Genomic DNA, 13,823 nt, shown 5'->3' with positions numbered 1-13,823 from the left:
TCACGCACAAACGCACACGGCCCTACCGGCCGCAGACCAACGGCAAGGTCGAACGGTTCAACCGCACCCTGCTCGAGGAATGGGCCTACGCCCGCCCCTACCGGTCCGAAACCGAACGCCGCGCCGCGTTCACCGACTGGCTTCACGCCTACAATCACCACCGCGGCCACACCGCACTCGGCGGACACCCACCAGCCAGCCGCGTCCCCAACCTCTCAGGTCAGTACACCTAGTCGGTGTTCGCGATTCCAAGAACCCGACTGGCCCGGCGGTGATCTTCACCCCCGGCGCGTGGGACACATTCACCGTTGGCGTCGCAAGCGGCGCGTTCGGGCAACCATAGGGCTCCTCCGGTACCCGCCGTGCGAGCGCCGGTCGGTTCCAGGATCAACGGCACGTGGCTGCGGCATTCGCCGAGGACGACCTGCACTATGTGCCGCTGATCTCGAGCATCAGCTGGGCGGTGGGTCGCGGGGCAGGAGGGTGCCGAGGGGGCCTAGGTCGATGTTGAGGTCTTCGGGGGTGAGGCCGAAGTGGTCGCGGAGTTCTTCCATGCGTTGTTCGAGCAGCATCAGCGTGGTGCCGATGCGTTCGATCTGGGTGTCGGTGAGGTCACCCGCGTCGACTCGGCGTAGTGCTTGGCGCTCCATGAGTTGGCGCAGGAGCTCCACCAGGGTGAGGACGAGGCTGACCAGCCCGCGTTCCACGGATTCGGGTTCGGTGTCGATACGCGGTGGTATGCCGCCGAATTCAGTCATCGCGTGGCGTCTCCAGCGCGCGGTGGTCGGTGGGTCCGAGTGGCACGGACAGGGTTGACAGGGTGCTGATGGAGGAGATGAGCGCCCGCAACGAGATCTGGACCAGGTCGACGTCCGCGATGGCGAGTTTGATGTCGCCGGTGATCACCACGCCTCCGGCGAGCACCCGGTCCAGCAGGTCGACCAGCGCGACGCGCCGTTCCCCCTCGACGTTCTGCGCGACCCGGCTCATGCCGATTCTCGTTCCACGCCCGCGAACGAATACGGCGGCCACGGGCCGGTGAGTTCGAGCCGGATACCGGGGAATTCCTCGCCCAGCGCGGTGACGGCGGCCGCGAAGTCGTCGGCGCGGTCGTCGTCGACGAGATATGTTCCGTTGAGCACCAACCAGTCCCTGCGGCCACTGAGTGCCGGATCGGTCAGCGCCTGCCGTCGTCCGGCCGCGGCGTGGTGCACCAGGCGGGTGTGGATCTGCTCGGCACGCTCGGCCGCGTCGCGTTCCACGGTTTCCTGGGCGGACAGTTGCGCGCGCCGCCGGGCCAGGTAAGCCGCGCCGGCGCCTTTGGCGTTACCTTCGCTCGCGGCGCGCGCCTCGGCCACGGCGGCGGTCAGGGCGGCGCGATCGCCGTAGGCTTTCACTCCCCACTCGGTGCGGCCGCTCACCAGCGCCAACGCCGCCGCGAAGTCGGCCCGCCGCTCGTCGAGCAACTCGCGTACCCGGTCGTCGTCGAGGAAGACGGTGGCCAGCCGGAGCGGAACGGTGGGACCTCGGCGCACCAGGGCCGACACTACGGCGTCGTGCGCGCGGGCCGTGCCCTCCAGCCAGTCGAGGTCCTCCAGATGCCTCCGTAGCGGCTGCTCTCCGAACACCTCCAGCGGCACCGAGCCGACGATCGCGGCCAAATCGTTCGAGACCACCGAGCGCACCGGCTCGCCCGCGACTCCGGTCAGCTCGCTCAATCCCTGCGCGCTGTTTCGGCTGGACGTCACCGCGTACAGCCAGACCCCGAGCCCATCGGTCACGAGCGATCTTCCCTCGGCTCGCGGCGGCGTTCTTCTCTCGGCTCGAGCCGGGGTTGTTCTCTCGGCTCGCGGCCGCGTTCGATGGAGGGACGGCGTTGGCCGCCCGCCTCCAGTTCGGCGATGCGGTCGCGGAGTTGCTGATTCTCGAGCTCGAGATCCCGGTCCTGCCGCTCCAGGGTGTGGGCCTTGCTGTTGAGCCAGGGGTCGGTCTCCCACCAGTCGATGCCCACCGCTTTGGCCGTCTCCAAGGACGCGATCACCAGGCGCAGCTTGATCGTGAGCAGTTCGATGTCGAGCAGGTTCACCTGGATGTCGCCCGCGATCACCAAGCCCTTGTCGAGGACCCGCTCGAGGATGTCGGCGAGGTTCGTCGAATGATGCTCGCCGCCGAAGGGCTGCGGTGCGGACGATCCGCCGCCGACCACCGTCATGTTCGAGCCCTTCCGATGTCGGTGCTGCCGCGGGCGTAGCGTCTGGTCCGGCGGTAGGCCAGCAGATTGCCGTCGACATCGATCTCGACTTCGTAGAGTGCGAGCATGTCCGCCGAGGACGGGATCCGGCGGTCCTCGAGTACCTCGATCTCCACCAGCCAGCCGTCCTCCGTCGGTTCCATCGACGTGACGCCCTCCACCTGCTTGGAGGTCAGCTCCACGAGGTGCCCGGCCGCCGTCGCGGCGGCTCGGGCGGGTGTGGGGGAGGACGATTCGTCCGATGCGGAGTGCACATCCTCCGAGTCGTCGGAAGTGGTCTTGCGTGCCACGCGAGTCACTCCTTCCGATCGATCGCGATCACGCCTGCCGACCGGTCATGCGATCCAGGACCGCTTGCTGCGCTTGTTTGCGCTCCTCTTCGGACAGCTGACCGGCCGCCGCGGCCGCATCGATCTCCTCGAGTTCCCGCCGCATGGTGGCGGGATCGTGCATCTGCTGCTCGACCTGGTCCTGGATCAATTCGCCCAACCAGATCACGCCACGCACCGGAGCGACGGGCAACGACAAGATCGATGACAGCAGACCCATGCCCTCACCCCTCCGCTGTGTGCTTGGTCACGAAGTCATAGGCCGCCATCGGACCGAGCAGGCTCAGCTCCACGCGGCCTTCCCAGTCCTCCCCGAGCCTGCGCAGCGTTTCCTCCAGGTCTTTCTGCCGGGCCAGCTCGACCAGCACCGCGATGTGGACGGCTTCCTCCTCGTGGCTGGGGTCCCGATGGTTGACGAGCGCGTCGAACTGCTCGAGCTCGGAAACGACCCGGTGGGTGTCCTCGGCTCGCTTGGCCTCGATGGCCTGATTGATCAGCTCGCCCAATGCGATCCGGGCATTGCGGGTCGCGTCCTCGGGTTTGTCGCGGATCTCGTCTCGCAGCCGCGCGGCCTCGTCGTTCTCCTCGAGCAGTTCCCGCAGGATCGTGTCCTCGACGTAACGGCCCCGGATCACGAACTGCGCACGACCCTCCAACTGCTCCAACGCGGCGCGGAACTCGTCCTCGTTCGCCCCGAGCAATTCGTTCTCCACCGCCTCGGTGTCGGTCATGACCGCACCGAACCGCAGCGGCAGCACCGGAGCGACCGCGGCCGAGCCGTCCAGCAGCTCGGCGTGCGCGGTCAAGTCATCGGGCGTACCCAGCGGCCGATCGGATTCGAGCGTGCTGATCAGTGCGGCGATCTCGCCGTGCCGCACCACCGCGACCTCGCCCGGAGGGTCGCCGACACCGGTGGCGTGCGGCTCGGGTTCCACGTCGGCGGGCACGATGCCGTAGACGTACACGGCGGCTTGATCGGTAGTCATCAACCCTCCCTGCGTTTGGGCCTGCTCGTCGTCTGGCGCTTGTCCTGCACGTCGCCGAGAAAGTCCATGACCTTCTCGCCCGCCGCCTCCAGCGCACCCTGTGTCTTGTGCTTCGCCGCGCCTTGGGTGACGTCGCCGACGATGTCGGTCAGTCCCTTCGGTTCGCTGGTGGAGATCTCCAGCCGGTTGACGGCTTCGGCGAAACGCAGATAGGTGTCGACGCTGGCCACCACGACGCGGGCGTCGATGGTCACCAGTTCGATGCCGACCAGCGACACGCGTGCGAACGCGTCGATGACCAGGCCTTTGTCGAGAATCGTGTCGATAACGTCGGCCAGGCTGGAGGAGTTCGGGCGCGCCATCGTGCCCGCTCCGCCGCCGCCTCCGCCTCCCGCGGGTTCGATGGTCATGCGTCTGCTCCTCGCCTCTCGCGCGACCGGCGGGTCACCGTGGTGCGGCGGCGGCGGGCAGCCGGTCGGCGGCGGGGCGGCTCTTGTTCGTCCTCCTCGTCTTCCTCCGGCTCGTCCGCGTCCTGCTCGTCGGCCTCGTCTTCTTCGTCTTCGTCCAGCTCTTCCTCGTCGGACGTTTCGTCGTCCGCGTGATCGGCTTGCTCGTTCTCCTCTTCCTCGCGTCGTGCGGTCTCGTCGTCCTTGACGACCTTGCTGTCGCGGATCTCGCCGTGCCAGCCGACGATGTCGTCGGGGTGCAATACGGCCTCGGTCATGACGTGCCGCTGGAAGTGCTTGAGTTCCAGACGGCACCGGCGACCAGCCGCGCGCCACATGTTGGCGGTCTTCTCGAAAAGCCCCTTGGGGTGGTACTCCAGCACCACGAGGATGCGGGTGAGGCCCGGCGTGATCTCGTGGAAGGTGACCGCGCCGTCGATGTGGCCCTTGTGGCCCTTGGAGCGCCAGACGATCCGCTCGAACGGCACCTGTTCGAGAATCGTGGACTCCCAGGTCCGCCTGGACCAGAACACTTTGCCGGTCCAGCTGAGTTTCTCGTCGGACACCTGCTCGACCTGCTCGAGCTTCTTGGTGAACTTCGGGAAGTCGGCGAACTGGGTCCATTGGTCGTAGGCCAGGTCGACCGGAACGCCGACGTCGATGTACTCGACGATATTGGTCAGCTTGATCTTCTTGCTGCCACCCTTGCCCTTGCCGCCGGTCAGCGATTCCTTCGCCGATTCGAATCCTTCGCGCAGGGTGTGGCCGAGCTTGCTCTTGCCCATGCTCATGGCCGCCTGCAGCGGCGAGGCGCCTCCGGCCAGCTTCTCCACGCCGGTCACCGCCGACAGCAGATTTCCTCCACCGCCTTCGGCGTACTCGGTCAACCGGCCCGCGGTCTTCGACACCTGATTCGTGAGGCCGGACACCGCGCGTTCGGCCAGCGTTCCGGCGAGGTTCTGCATCGATTGCTGTAGCACACCGGTCGGTGTGGCCGGAGGAGCCTTCTCTTTGGCGGTCGAGCCGGCCCGGCCTGCGGCTTTGGTGGCGCGGCCGACCGTGTCGGTGGCCGCCTTGCCGACTCCGGCCGTAGCGTCGCGCAGAGTTTTCGTCATCGCGCTCACCTCCTCGTGCGTCGGACGGGCGCTTCACCGGCATCGGCGCGACTGCGGCGTCCACGGACGCCGGACGGCTTTCGTTCCGCGGAGCCACGGTCCTCGCTGCGGGAGCTCGCCGCGCGTCTGGCGGCGGTGCTCGACCGGCGAGCGCGTGGCCGTGCGGCGGGTCGCTCGGTGTCGTCCTCGTCCGCGGGCTGGTCGGTGTCGTCCTCGTCTTCCTCGTACTCGTCCTCGAGGTCGTCGTCGGCGGACGCCGCTTGCTCGTCGTCGTCGGCGGACGCCGCGTGCTCGTCGTCGGCGGACGCTGCCTGCTCGTCATCGTCGGCGGACGCTGCCTGCTCGTCGTCTTCGGCCGGTTCGTCGTAGGCGTCCTCGTCGGAATCCGTCTCCCGCGAGCGGCGGCGGTCCGCGTCCGCCAGAATCGTCGAACCTTGCTGCAAACGGGAGTTCAGCGCATCGATGCGGTTGCTGGCCGCGGTGACCGCGGCGGCGCGCGCGGCGCCCATCAACTCGCCGCGAACGGTGTCGGTGATCTTGGTCAACTCCGGCGATTTGAGCAGCGACGTCCCGCGCTCGAGCAGGTCCCCGGGCGTCCCCGCGGATCGCTTGGCCATCGCGGCGCCCGCCAGCGACAACGCGAAGCGCATCTTGCGCGTGCGGCCCAGCACGTACCCGATGCCCACCCCTAACGCAATTCTCGATCCACCTTTCATTGCTCACTCCTTGCTCGCCTCGACGGCCACCGCACCGGTGGAGCCGGGCATGACGTTCCCGAAAGTGGGATAGACCACATTGCGGTGGCCAATCCTCAGCGTATGCCTGGTTACCCAGCGGGTCGATGGGTTCTGCCTGCGAAGAGTGCGGGACGCGGGGACTGTCGAAGCGCTTCCAGCGATCACCTGGCCGAGAGCGGCCGCCACTCGCGGAAAATATTTCGGGAAACTTCGCGAACTATGTCGAACAGCCGCGGGCGACTCCGACCAGTAGGCGACAGCAGGTCACACCACAGCACAGGAGCACATCATGTCCGTCAACACCTTCTTCTGGTTCGACAACGCCGCCGAGGAAGCCGCGGCCTTCTACGCCTCGGTGCTTCCGAACTCGCGGGTGGTCGAGGTCTCCCGCAACTCCGATGGTTCGGCGTTCATCGTCTCGCTGGATCTCGACGGTCACGCGGTCACGCTGATGAACGGCGGGCCGGACCACCCGCTCACCGATGCCGCGTCGCTGCAAGTGGTGGTGGACACCCAGGACGAGGTCGATCGCCTGTGGGAGGCGCTCACCGCGCGCGGCGGCGAGCCGGGACCGTGCGGCTGGCTCACCGACCGCTACGGCCTGTCCTGGCAAGTGGTGCCCGCGGCGCTGCCGCAGCTGATGAGCGGTGACGATCCCGCCAAGACCATCGCCGTCGGCACCGCCCTGCGCTCGATGTCCAAACTCGACGTCAAGGTCCTCCGGGACGCCTACGACAACGCCTGATCGGGACTCCGCAGACGATGGGGACGCCCCACAATGCCGAAGACCCCGCCCGGACGCCATTGTCCGGGCGGGGTCTCCCGCGACGGCGTCAACGCCAGCGTTCGGGAGTGACGGGCGCCTCCCACGCCCGGGCGTAACGGCGCTTGTCAGGAGCGTCGTATTCCTTGCTGCGGTAGACCACATACGGCCGCACCAGGTAGCCGACCGGCGCGCTGAACATGTGCACCAGCCGGGTGTAAGGCCACAATCCGATCAGCGCGAGCACGACCAGCCCGTGCAGCTGGAAGGTCCACGGGGTGTCCACCATGAGTTCGGGCTGCGGGCCGAGGGTGAACAGGCTGCGGAACCACGGCGACACCGTCTCGCGGTAGTTGTAGGTCCCCCACAGCAGGTTGCTGCCCCAGGTGTTGAGCAGACCGGTGATCAGCGCGGCGGCCAGCAGCGCGTACATCAGCTTGTCGTTGCCGGTCGTCGCCTTGCGGACGGCCGGAACCGTGAAACGCCGGTAGAGCAGGATGGCCACCCCGGCCAGCACGGCGAGCCCGGCCACCGACCCCGCCGAGACGGCGATCAGGTGGTAGGCGTGTTCGGAGATCCCCACCGCGGCGGTCCACGATTCCGGGATCAGCACGCCGAGCACGTGACCGCCGAACACCCCGAGCATGCCGAAGTGGAACAGCGGGCTGCCCAGGCGCAGCAGGCGGCTCTCGTAGACCTGCGAGGAGCGGGTGGTCCAGCCGAACTGATCGTTGCGGTAGCGCCACAGGTGACCGAGCACGAACGAGGTGAACGCGACGTACGGCAGAATCAGCCACAGCGCGGTCGGCAGGTTCGGCGTTGCGTTCATCGTCGGCCTTCCGATCCGTCGAACAGGGAGGGGTCCATCGCGAAGGGTTCCAGCCCGACTTCCTCCTCGGGCGGACCCTGCGCGGCGAGTTCGGCGATGCGCCTCCGGTCCGCGGTGGTCGGCGGCGGCAATGTCGCCCCGATCGCCGCGAGCACTCCGGCATAGGGAGACCCGTTGTCCGACAGGGACAGTCGCAGCAGCTCCAGCACCGGAACATGCTCGCCGAGCAACCGTTCGCCGCCGATCGGATCGACGGTGGCGGCGAACTCCAGCAGCACCGGCAGGTGGTCGGGCAGTTCCTCGTCGCCGAGTTCGACACCGGCGTGCCGGTAGGCGTGCTTGAAGCGCAGCAACGCCATTCCGCGCTTGCGGGTGTCGCCGTAGGCGTAGAAGGTCAGGTGCAGGCTGGCGCGGCGGCGCATGTCGAAGGTCGCGACATAGTCCGCCGCGAGTTCCAGCGGCGGTGTCGTGCGCAGGTACTCGAGGCATTCGCTCAGGTGGGCGCGCACCTCGTCCGGCAATACGGTCGCGGCGTCGGTGAGTTGACCGATCATGGCCAGCGTCTGCTCACTCGGGTAGTCCAGCAGCAGCGCGGCGATCCGCCACACCAATTGACGGTCGCGCTGGGCCAGTTCGACCACCGGTTCCGGGCGGCGGCGCAGTTTCAGCAGGCTCATCGACCTGCTCCGGTCGGAGTGGAGGCAGGCTCACCGGCGACGGTGCCGCTCGAGCCGTTGGTGTGCCCGTTGCCGACGCCGTTCGCGTGCCCGTTGCCCGCGCCGTCGGCATGCCCGTTGCCGTTGGTCGGCAGCAAACCGTCGGTGCTCTTGCCGTCCCAGTTCAACAGGTTGATCCGGGACGACTTCTCCTGCGGCGCGGCATCATTGGAGTCGGTGAGGTGGAACTTCTCCACCATCTGGTCGAACGCCGTCATACCCGGCCCGCCGTCGGTGTCCAGGCTGCATCCGGTGGCGAGCGAATCCAGTTCGTGCGCGCGGGCTCCCGCGCCGGTCGGGATGACGTAGCGGTGCTCGTACTTGGCGATGGCCAGCAGCCGGTACATCGCCTCGATCTCCTCCGGCTCCAGCCGCACCGACGGCGCGATCGAGGGGTCCGGCTCCTCGCCGAGATTCACCGACCGCATGAACGAGCGCATCGCCGCCAAGCGTTGCAGGGCGGCGCGCACCGGCCCCACCTCGCCCGCGGTGAACAGCTCCGCGAGGTACTCCACCGGAATGCGCAGCGCGTCGATGGCGCCGAACAGGTTCGACGCGTTCTCGCCGTCGTGGCCGGTCTCGGTGAGCACGTCCACCACCGGCGACAGCGGCGGCACGTACCAGACCATGGGCATGGTGCGGTATTCCGGATGCAGCGGCAGCGCGATCTGGTAGTCCACGATCAGCTTGTAGACCGGCGAATCCTGGGCCGCCTGGATCCACTCCGGCGAGATCCCGGCCCGCTCCGCTTCGGCGACCACTCGCGGGTCATGGGGATTGAGGAACACCCCCAGCTGAGACGGGTAGAGATCCTTGTCGTCGGTGACCGACGCGGCCTCCAGCACGGCGTCGGCGTCGTAGAGCATGACGCCGATGTAGCGCAGCCGCCCGACGCAGGTCTCCGAGCACACCGTCGGCATGCCGACCTCCACGCGCGGGTAGCAGAAGGTGCACTTCTCCGCCTTGCCCGTCTTGTGGTTGAAGTAGATCTTCTTGTACGGGCAACCCGACACGCACTGCCGCCAGCCGCGGCACTTGTCCTGGTCCACCAGCACGATGCCGTCCTCGGCGCGTTTGTAGATCGCGCCGGAAGGACACGAAGCCGCGCACGAGGGATTCAGGCAGTGCTCGCAGATCCGCGGCAGGTAGAACATGAAGGTCTCTTCGAACTCCAGTTTCACCTGATCGGACAGCTTCGCCAGCAGCGGGTCCTTGCCGACCTGCTCGGGGCCGGAGCCGAGATCGTCATCCCAGTTCGCGCCCCAGGTGACCTGCGTATCCTCGCCGGTGATCAGCGATTTCGGTCGCGCGACCGGCGTGGTGTCGGTGGGCGGTGAGGACAGCAGGTTGTCGTAGTCGTAGCTCCACGGCTCGTAGTAGTCCTCGACCGTGGGCAGATCCGGGTTGGCGAAGATGTTCAGCAGCCGCTTGAGCCGGGACCCGGACTTCAGGGTGAGCTTGCCGCGCTTGTTCAGCGTCCAGCCGCCCTTCCACTTCTCCTGATCCTGGTACTGGCGCGGATAGCCCTGTCCAGGGCGGGTTTCCACGTTGTTGAACCAGACGTACTCGGTGCCGCCGCGGTTGGTCCAGGCCTGCTTGCAGGTGACCGAGCAGGTGTGGCAGCCGATGCACTTGTCCAGGTTCATCACCATGGCCAGCTGTGCCATGACGCGCATGTCAGTACCGCTTTCTCGCGTCGGGAAGTGCCTCGTGCGTCCTTGTGCCGCGCTCGTGCATGTCAGTACTCCACTTCCTGCGAGCGCTTCCGGATCGTGGTGACCTCGTCACGCTGATTTCCCGTGGGGCCGTGGTAGTTCAGCGCGAAGGACTGCTGTGCGTAGCCGCCGATGAGATGGGAGGGCTTGATCATGATGCGGGTGAGCGCGTTGTGGATGCCGCCGCGCTTGCCCCGTCCCTTGGTGTCCTCGCCGAGTCCTTCGATGCGCGGCACATCCACCGCGCGGTCCTGGGCGTGGTACATGAACACCGTGCCCTCCGGCATCCGGTGACTGACGATGGCGCGGGCCACCACGATGCCGTTGCGGTTGATCGCCTCGATCCAGTCGTTGTCGGCCACACCGATCTTCGCCGCGTCGCGATCGGACATCCAGATCGTCTGCCCGCCGCGCGAGAGCGTCAGCATGTGCAGGTTGTCCTGGTAGGCGGAGTGGATCGACCACTTCGAGTGCGGCGTCAGATAGCGCACGGTGACGCCCTTGTCACCGACGTCGCCGATCGAGGGCTCGCGGAACAGCGCGGTCATGTCCAGCGGCGGGCGGAAGATCGGCAGCTGCTCGCCGAGCTCGATCATCCAGTCGTGGTCGAGGTAGAAGTGTTGCCGCCCGGTGAGCGTGTGCCAGGGCTTGAGCCGCTCGGTGTTGATGGTGAACGGCGAGTACCGGCGTCCGCCGGTCTCGCTGCCCGACCACTCCGGCGAGGTGATCACCGGCACCGGACGGGCCTGGGTGTCGGCGAAGGTGATCCGCTTGCCCTCGTGCTCGGCGGCCAGGTCGGCCAGCTGGGTTCCGGTGCGGCGTTCCAGCGCGTGGAAGCCCTCCACGGCCAGACGACCATTCGTGGTGCCCGACAGCGCGAGGATCGCCTCGGCCGCGTGCGTGTCCTTGGCCAGCGACGGGCGGCCTTGCGCCACGCCGGACACCACCGTGCCGTTCACCCCGGCGAGGTACTCGACCTCCTGGTCGGGGTAGGTGGTGACGCCCTTGGTGGTGACGCCGAGCGTGTCGATCAGCGGCCCGAGCGCGGCCATCTTCTCCGCCAGCTTCGGGTAATCGCGTTCGACGACGACCAGTTTCGGCATGGTCTTGCCCGGAATCGGTTCGCACTCACCGGCTTTCCAGTCCAGCACGCGCCCGCCCGCCTGGGCCGTCGCGTCCGGCGAGTCGTGCTGCAGCGGCACGGCGACGATGTCCTTGCGCTTGCCCAGGTGCTTCTCGGCCATCCAGGAGAACCCGCGCGCGATCCGGTGGAAGGCGTCGAAGTCGGTCTTGGCCTCCCACGGCGGCGAAATGGCGGGCGAGAAGGCGTGCACGAACGGGTGCATGTCGGTGGAGGACAGGTCGTGCTTCTCATACCAGGTGGCCGCGGGCAGCACGATGTCGGAGAACAGCGTGGTGCTGGTCATCCGGAAGTCCAGCGACAGCAGCAGATCCAGCTTGCCGGTGGCCGCGGTCTCCCGCCAGGTCAGCTCCTGCGGCCGCACGCCGGTGGCGTCGGTGGTCTGCAGGTTGGAGTCGGCGCCGAGCAGGTGGCGCTGGAAGTACTCGTTGCCCTTGCCCGAGGAGCCGAGCAGGTTCGCCCGCCACACGGTCAGGCAGCGCGGGAAGTTCTCCGGCGCGTCCGGGTCCTCGCAGGCGAAGCGCAGGTCTCCGGATTTCAGCCCGTCCACCACGTGCTCGGGCGCGGTCTTGCCCGCCGCCTCGGCCTCGTCCGCCAGGTCCAGCGGGTTGCGGTCGAAGGTCGGGTAGCTCGGCATCCAGCCCAGCCGGGTGGCCAGCGCGATGTTGTCGGCGGCCGTGCGGCCTGCGAACTTTCCGGTGCCGAGCGGCGAGGCGAACGACTCGGCGGTGAAGGGGTCATAGCGCCACTGGTTGTTGGTCAGGTACCAGAACACCGTGCCCTGCATCTGGCGCGGCGGGCGCTGCCAATCCAGTCCGAAGGCGAGAGTCGACCACCCGGTGACGGGGCGGCACTTCTCCTGCCCGACGTAATGCGCCCAGCCGCCGCCGTTCACGCCCTGGCAACCGGTCAGCAGGGTCAAGGTGAAGAACGCGCGGTAGATCTGGTCGGAGTGGAACCAGTGATTGGTGCCCGCGCCCATGAGGATCATCGAGCGACCGCCGGAACGGTCGGCGTTGTCGGCGAACTCCCGTGCGATGCGCTGCGCCTGGACGGCGGGCACGCCGGTGATCGTCTCCTGCCAGGCCGGGGTGTAGGGCTCGGCCGCGTCGTCGTAGCCGCTCGGCCAGGTGCCGGGCAGTCCGTCGCGGCCGACGCCGTACTGCGCGAGCAGCAGGTCGAAGACCGTGGTGACGCGCTTGCCCGCGACGGTCGTGGTCGGTACCCCGCGGGTGAGCACGCCGGGGGTGTCGCTGTCGAAGCGGGGAATCTGTACGGCCGCAGCATCGTCGGTGCGGCCATACAGACTCAGGAGGGGATCGACGTCCCCGAGATCGAGGTTCCAGCGCCCGGCGCCTTCTTCGCCGAACCGATGGCCCAGCGACCCGTTCGGCACCACCGGCTGCGCCCGCTCGTCCAGCAACACGGTCTGGAACTGCACGCCTTCGCCGGTGCGGCCCAGGTCGGCGGCGGTGAGGAACTTGCCGGGCACATACGCCCCGTCGCGCTCGTCCAGCGTGATCAGGTACGGCAGATCGGTGAAGCGCTTGATGTAGTCGAGGAAGCGCGGCGTCGACTTCTCGACGAAGAACTCCTTGAGCACCACGTGGCCCATCGCCATGGCCAAGGCCGCGTCGGTGCCGGGACGCGCGGCCACCCACTCGTCGGCGAACTTGGTGTTGTCGGCGTAGTCGGGGGAGACCACCACCACCTTCTGGCCGCGGTAGCGGGCCTCGGTCATGTAGTGCGCGTCCGGGGTCCGGGTCACCGGCACGTTCGAGCCCCACATGATGAGGTAGCCGGCGTCGAACCAGTCCGCGGACTCCGGCACGTCGGTCTGGTCGCCGAACACCTGCGGGGAAGCCACCGGCAGGTCGGCGTACCAGTCGTAGAACGACAGCATGGAGCCGCCGAGCAGCGAGATGAACCGGGCGCCGACGGCGTGGCTGACCATGGACATGGCCGGAATCGGCGAGAACCCGGCCACCCGGTCCGGGCCGTACTGCTTGATCGTGTACACGTGTGCGGCGGCGGCGATCTCGGCCGCCTCCCACCACTCGGCGCGCACGAAACCACCCTTGCCGCGGGCGGCCTTGTAGCTGCGGGACTTCTCGGGATCCTCGACGATCTCACCCCAGGCCAGCACCGGGTCCTTGAGCCGGGACTTGGCTTCCCGGTACAGCTCGAGCAAGGTGCCGCGCACGTAGGGGTAGCGCACCCGGGCCGGCGAGTAGGTGTACCAGGAGAACGACGCGCCGCGAGGGCAACCGCGCGGCTCGTACTCCGGCTTGTCGGCGCCCACCGACGGGTAGTCGGTCTGCTGCGACTCCCAGGTGATCACACCGTCTTTCACGTAGATCTTCCACGAGCACGAACCCGTGCAGTTCACGCCGTGCGTGGAGCGCACCACCTTGTCGTGCGACCAGCGATCCCGGTAGAACTCGTCGGCGCTGCGCCCGCCGACCTTGTGCAGCGTCCGGTGGTCGGCCGACACCTCGCCCCGGTGGAAGTATTTCCCCAGCCGCAGGAGGGCGTCCCCGGCGTCGACCGCCGGAGCGGAGGGCACGCGACCCTGGCTACGCGAATTAACCACGACGTCCCCTTCGAGCTGTGCAAATCGGGTTGATGTTCCGACTGTAAAGAGGCGCGCACAGCTGGCCAAACGTCTCTCTCACACCCCATTCGGGTCTGTGGTGAGTTGTGAGATCGCCGCAACGTGACGGTCACGGCCGGACAGGCCCGCCGGGATGCGCGCTGCGGGGCGACCAGGGAAGATGGACGATGACCTGGCCGGA

General features: G+C 67.9%; 17 protein-coding genes. 3 read left to right on the top strand and 14 right to left on the bottom strand.

Annotated elements, in window-relative coordinates; all coding sequences use genetic code 11:
- The coding region (locus M8859_RS04860; RefSeq protein WP_249643902.1) for an integrase core domain-containing protein at positions 1-233 on the top strand (233 nt) is incomplete at its 5' end.
- Positions 137-343 (top strand): DUF397 domain-containing protein, encoded by a 207-nt coding sequence (locus tag M8859_RS04855; RefSeq protein WP_249643917.1) that lies wholly within the window; start codon positions 137-139, stop codon positions 341-343. The genes M8859_RS04860 and M8859_RS04855, both read left to right, overlap by 97 nt.
- A 109-nt stretch (positions 344-452) precedes the next feature.
- Here the strand turns inward: M8859_RS04855 and M8859_RS04850 are convergent, their stop codons facing one another.
- The 10 genes from M8859_RS04850 to M8859_RS04805 form a co-directional block, all read right to left on the bottom strand.
- Positions 453-758, bottom strand: a complete 306-nt coding sequence (locus tag M8859_RS04850) for a gas vesicle protein K (RefSeq protein ID WP_159920771.1) — start codon at positions 756-758, stop codon at positions 453-455.
- On the bottom strand, positions 751-990 hold the full coding sequence (locus M8859_RS04845) for a gas vesicle protein (RefSeq protein ID WP_159920773.1): 240 nt from the start codon (positions 988-990) through the stop codon (positions 751-753). Before M8859_RS04845 ends, M8859_RS04850 begins: the two co-directional genes overlap by 8 nt.
- Positions 987-1,781 (bottom strand): GvpL/GvpF family gas vesicle protein, encoded by a 795-nt coding sequence (locus M8859_RS04840; RefSeq protein WP_159920775.1) that lies wholly within the window; start codon positions 1,779-1,781, stop codon positions 987-989. Before M8859_RS04840 ends, M8859_RS04845 begins: the two co-directional genes overlap by 4 nt.
- On the bottom strand, positions 1,778-2,212 hold the full coding sequence (locus M8859_RS04835; RefSeq protein WP_159920777.1) for a gas vesicle protein: 435 nt from the start codon (positions 2,210-2,212) through the stop codon (positions 1,778-1,780). The genes M8859_RS04840 and M8859_RS04835 overlap by 4 nt, the downstream gene beginning before the upstream one ends.
- The gene (gene gvpO / locus M8859_RS04830) at positions 2,209-2,505 is read right to left on the bottom strand and encodes a gas vesicle protein GvpO (RefSeq protein ID WP_223521868.1); all 297 of its coding nucleotides are present in this window, start codon (positions 2,503-2,505) and stop codon (positions 2,209-2,211) included. Before gvpO ends, M8859_RS04835 begins: the two co-directional genes overlap by 4 nt.
- 64 nt (positions 2,506-2,569) lie before the next feature.
- Positions 2,570-2,800: a gas vesicle protein GvpG gene (locus M8859_RS04825; protein ID WP_159920781.1), complete on the bottom strand. Its 231-nt coding sequence runs from the start codon at positions 2,798-2,800 to the stop codon at positions 2,570-2,572.
- A gap of 4 nt (positions 2,801-2,804) precedes the next feature.
- On the bottom strand, positions 2,805-3,566 hold the full coding sequence (locus M8859_RS04820; protein WP_159920783.1) for a GvpL/GvpF family gas vesicle protein: 762 nt from the start codon (positions 3,564-3,566) through the stop codon (positions 2,805-2,807).
- Positions 3,566-3,976 (bottom strand): gas vesicle protein GvpJ, encoded by a 411-nt coding sequence (gene gvpJ, locus M8859_RS04815; protein WP_195069460.1) that lies wholly within the window; start codon positions 3,974-3,976, stop codon positions 3,566-3,568. The genes M8859_RS04820 and gvpJ overlap by 1 nt, the downstream gene beginning before the upstream one ends.
- Complete coding sequence (locus tag M8859_RS04810; RefSeq protein WP_249643901.1) at positions 3,973-5,127, bottom strand: SRPBCC family protein; 1,155 nt, start codon at positions 5,125-5,127, stop codon at positions 3,973-3,975. Before M8859_RS04810 ends, gvpJ begins: the two co-directional genes overlap by 4 nt.
- 5 nt (positions 5,128-5,132) lie before the next feature.
- Positions 5,133-5,843, bottom strand: coding sequence for a hypothetical protein (locus M8859_RS04805; protein WP_195069459.1), 711 nt, complete (start codon positions 5,841-5,843; stop codon positions 5,133-5,135).
- Positions 5,844-6,153: 310 nt separating this feature from the next.
- On the opposite strand from M8859_RS04805, the gene M8859_RS04800 reads away from it, so the two are divergent.
- Positions 6,154-6,609 carry a VOC family protein gene (locus M8859_RS04800; RefSeq protein WP_223521190.1) on the top strand — a complete coding sequence of 152 codons (456 nt, stop codon included), beginning with the start codon at positions 6,154-6,156 and terminating at the stop codon, positions 6,607-6,609.
- Positions 6,610-6,697: 88 nt separating this feature from the next.
- Here the strand turns inward: M8859_RS04800 and narI are convergent, their stop codons facing one another.
- From narI to M8859_RS04780, 4 genes are all read right to left on the bottom strand, one after another.
- The gene (gene narI / locus M8859_RS04795; protein WP_159920791.1) at positions 6,698-7,456 is read right to left on the bottom strand and encodes a respiratory nitrate reductase subunit gamma; all 759 of its coding nucleotides are present in this window, start codon (positions 7,454-7,456) and stop codon (positions 6,698-6,700) included.
- Positions 7,453-8,133, bottom strand: a complete 681-nt coding sequence (gene narJ / locus M8859_RS04790) for a nitrate reductase molybdenum cofactor assembly chaperone (protein WP_159920793.1) — start codon at positions 8,131-8,133, stop codon at positions 7,453-7,455. The genes narI and narJ overlap by 4 nt, the downstream gene beginning before the upstream one ends.
- Positions 8,130-9,839, bottom strand: coding sequence for a nitrate reductase subunit beta (gene narH / locus M8859_RS04785; RefSeq protein ID WP_236565307.1), 1,710 nt, complete (start codon positions 9,837-9,839; stop codon positions 8,130-8,132). Before narH ends, narJ begins: the two co-directional genes overlap by 4 nt.
- Positions 9,840-9,910: 71 nt before the next feature.
- Positions 9,911-13,594 carry a nitrate reductase subunit alpha gene (locus tag M8859_RS04780; protein WP_159920797.1) on the bottom strand — a complete coding sequence of 1,228 codons (3,684 nt, stop codon included), beginning with the start codon at positions 13,592-13,594 and terminating at the stop codon, positions 9,911-9,913.
- Between the last annotated feature and the right edge of the window lie 229 nt (positions 13,595-13,823).

The organism is Nocardia sputi (assembly GCF_023501985.1).
Note: the sequence above shows the minus strand (reverse complement) of the source record. Positions and strands in the feature narration are given on the sequence as shown.

Coding starts and splice junctions, on each gene's coding strand:
- M8859_RS04850 (WP_159920771.1), bottom strand. CDS start 758: ATGACTGAATTCGGCGGCATACCACCGCGTATCGACACCGAACCCGAA.
- M8859_RS04845 (WP_159920773.1), bottom strand. CDS start 990: ATGAGCCGGGTCGCGCAGAACGTCGAGGGGGAACGGCGCGTCGCGCTG.
- M8859_RS04835 (WP_159920777.1), bottom strand. CDS start 2,212: ATGACGGTGGTCGGCGGCGGATCGTCCGCACCGCAGCCCTTCGGCGGC.
- M8859_RS04825 (WP_159920781.1), bottom strand. CDS start 2,800: ATGGGTCTGCTGTCATCGATCTTGTCGTTGCCCGTCGCTCCGGTGCGT.
- M8859_RS04820 (WP_159920783.1), bottom strand. CDS start 3,566: ATGACTACCGATCAAGCCGCCGTGTACGTCTACGGCATCGTGCCCGCC.
- gvpJ (WP_195069460.1), bottom strand. CDS start 3,976: ATGACCATCGAACCCGCGGGAGGCGGAGGCGGCGGCGGAGCGGGCACG.
- M8859_RS04810 (WP_249643901.1), bottom strand. CDS start 5,127: ATGACGAAAACTCTGCGCGACGCTACGGCCGGAGTCGGCAAGGCGGCC.
- M8859_RS04805 (WP_195069459.1), bottom strand. CDS start 5,843: ATGAAAGGTGGATCGAGAATTGCGTTAGGGGTGGGCATCGGGTACGTG.
- M8859_RS04800 (WP_223521190.1), top strand. CDS start 6,154: ATGTCCGTCAACACCTTCTTCTGGTTCGACAACGCCGCCGAGGAAGCC.
- narI (WP_159920791.1), bottom strand. CDS start 7,456: ATGAACGCAACGCCGAACCTGCCGACCGCGCTGTGGCTGATTCTGCCG.
- narJ (WP_159920793.1), bottom strand. CDS start 8,133: ATGAGCCTGCTGAAACTGCGCCGCCGCCCGGAACCGGTGGTCGAACTG.
- narH (WP_236565307.1), bottom strand. CDS start 9,839: ATGGCACAGCTGGCCATGGTGATGAACCTGGACAAGTGCATCGGCTGC.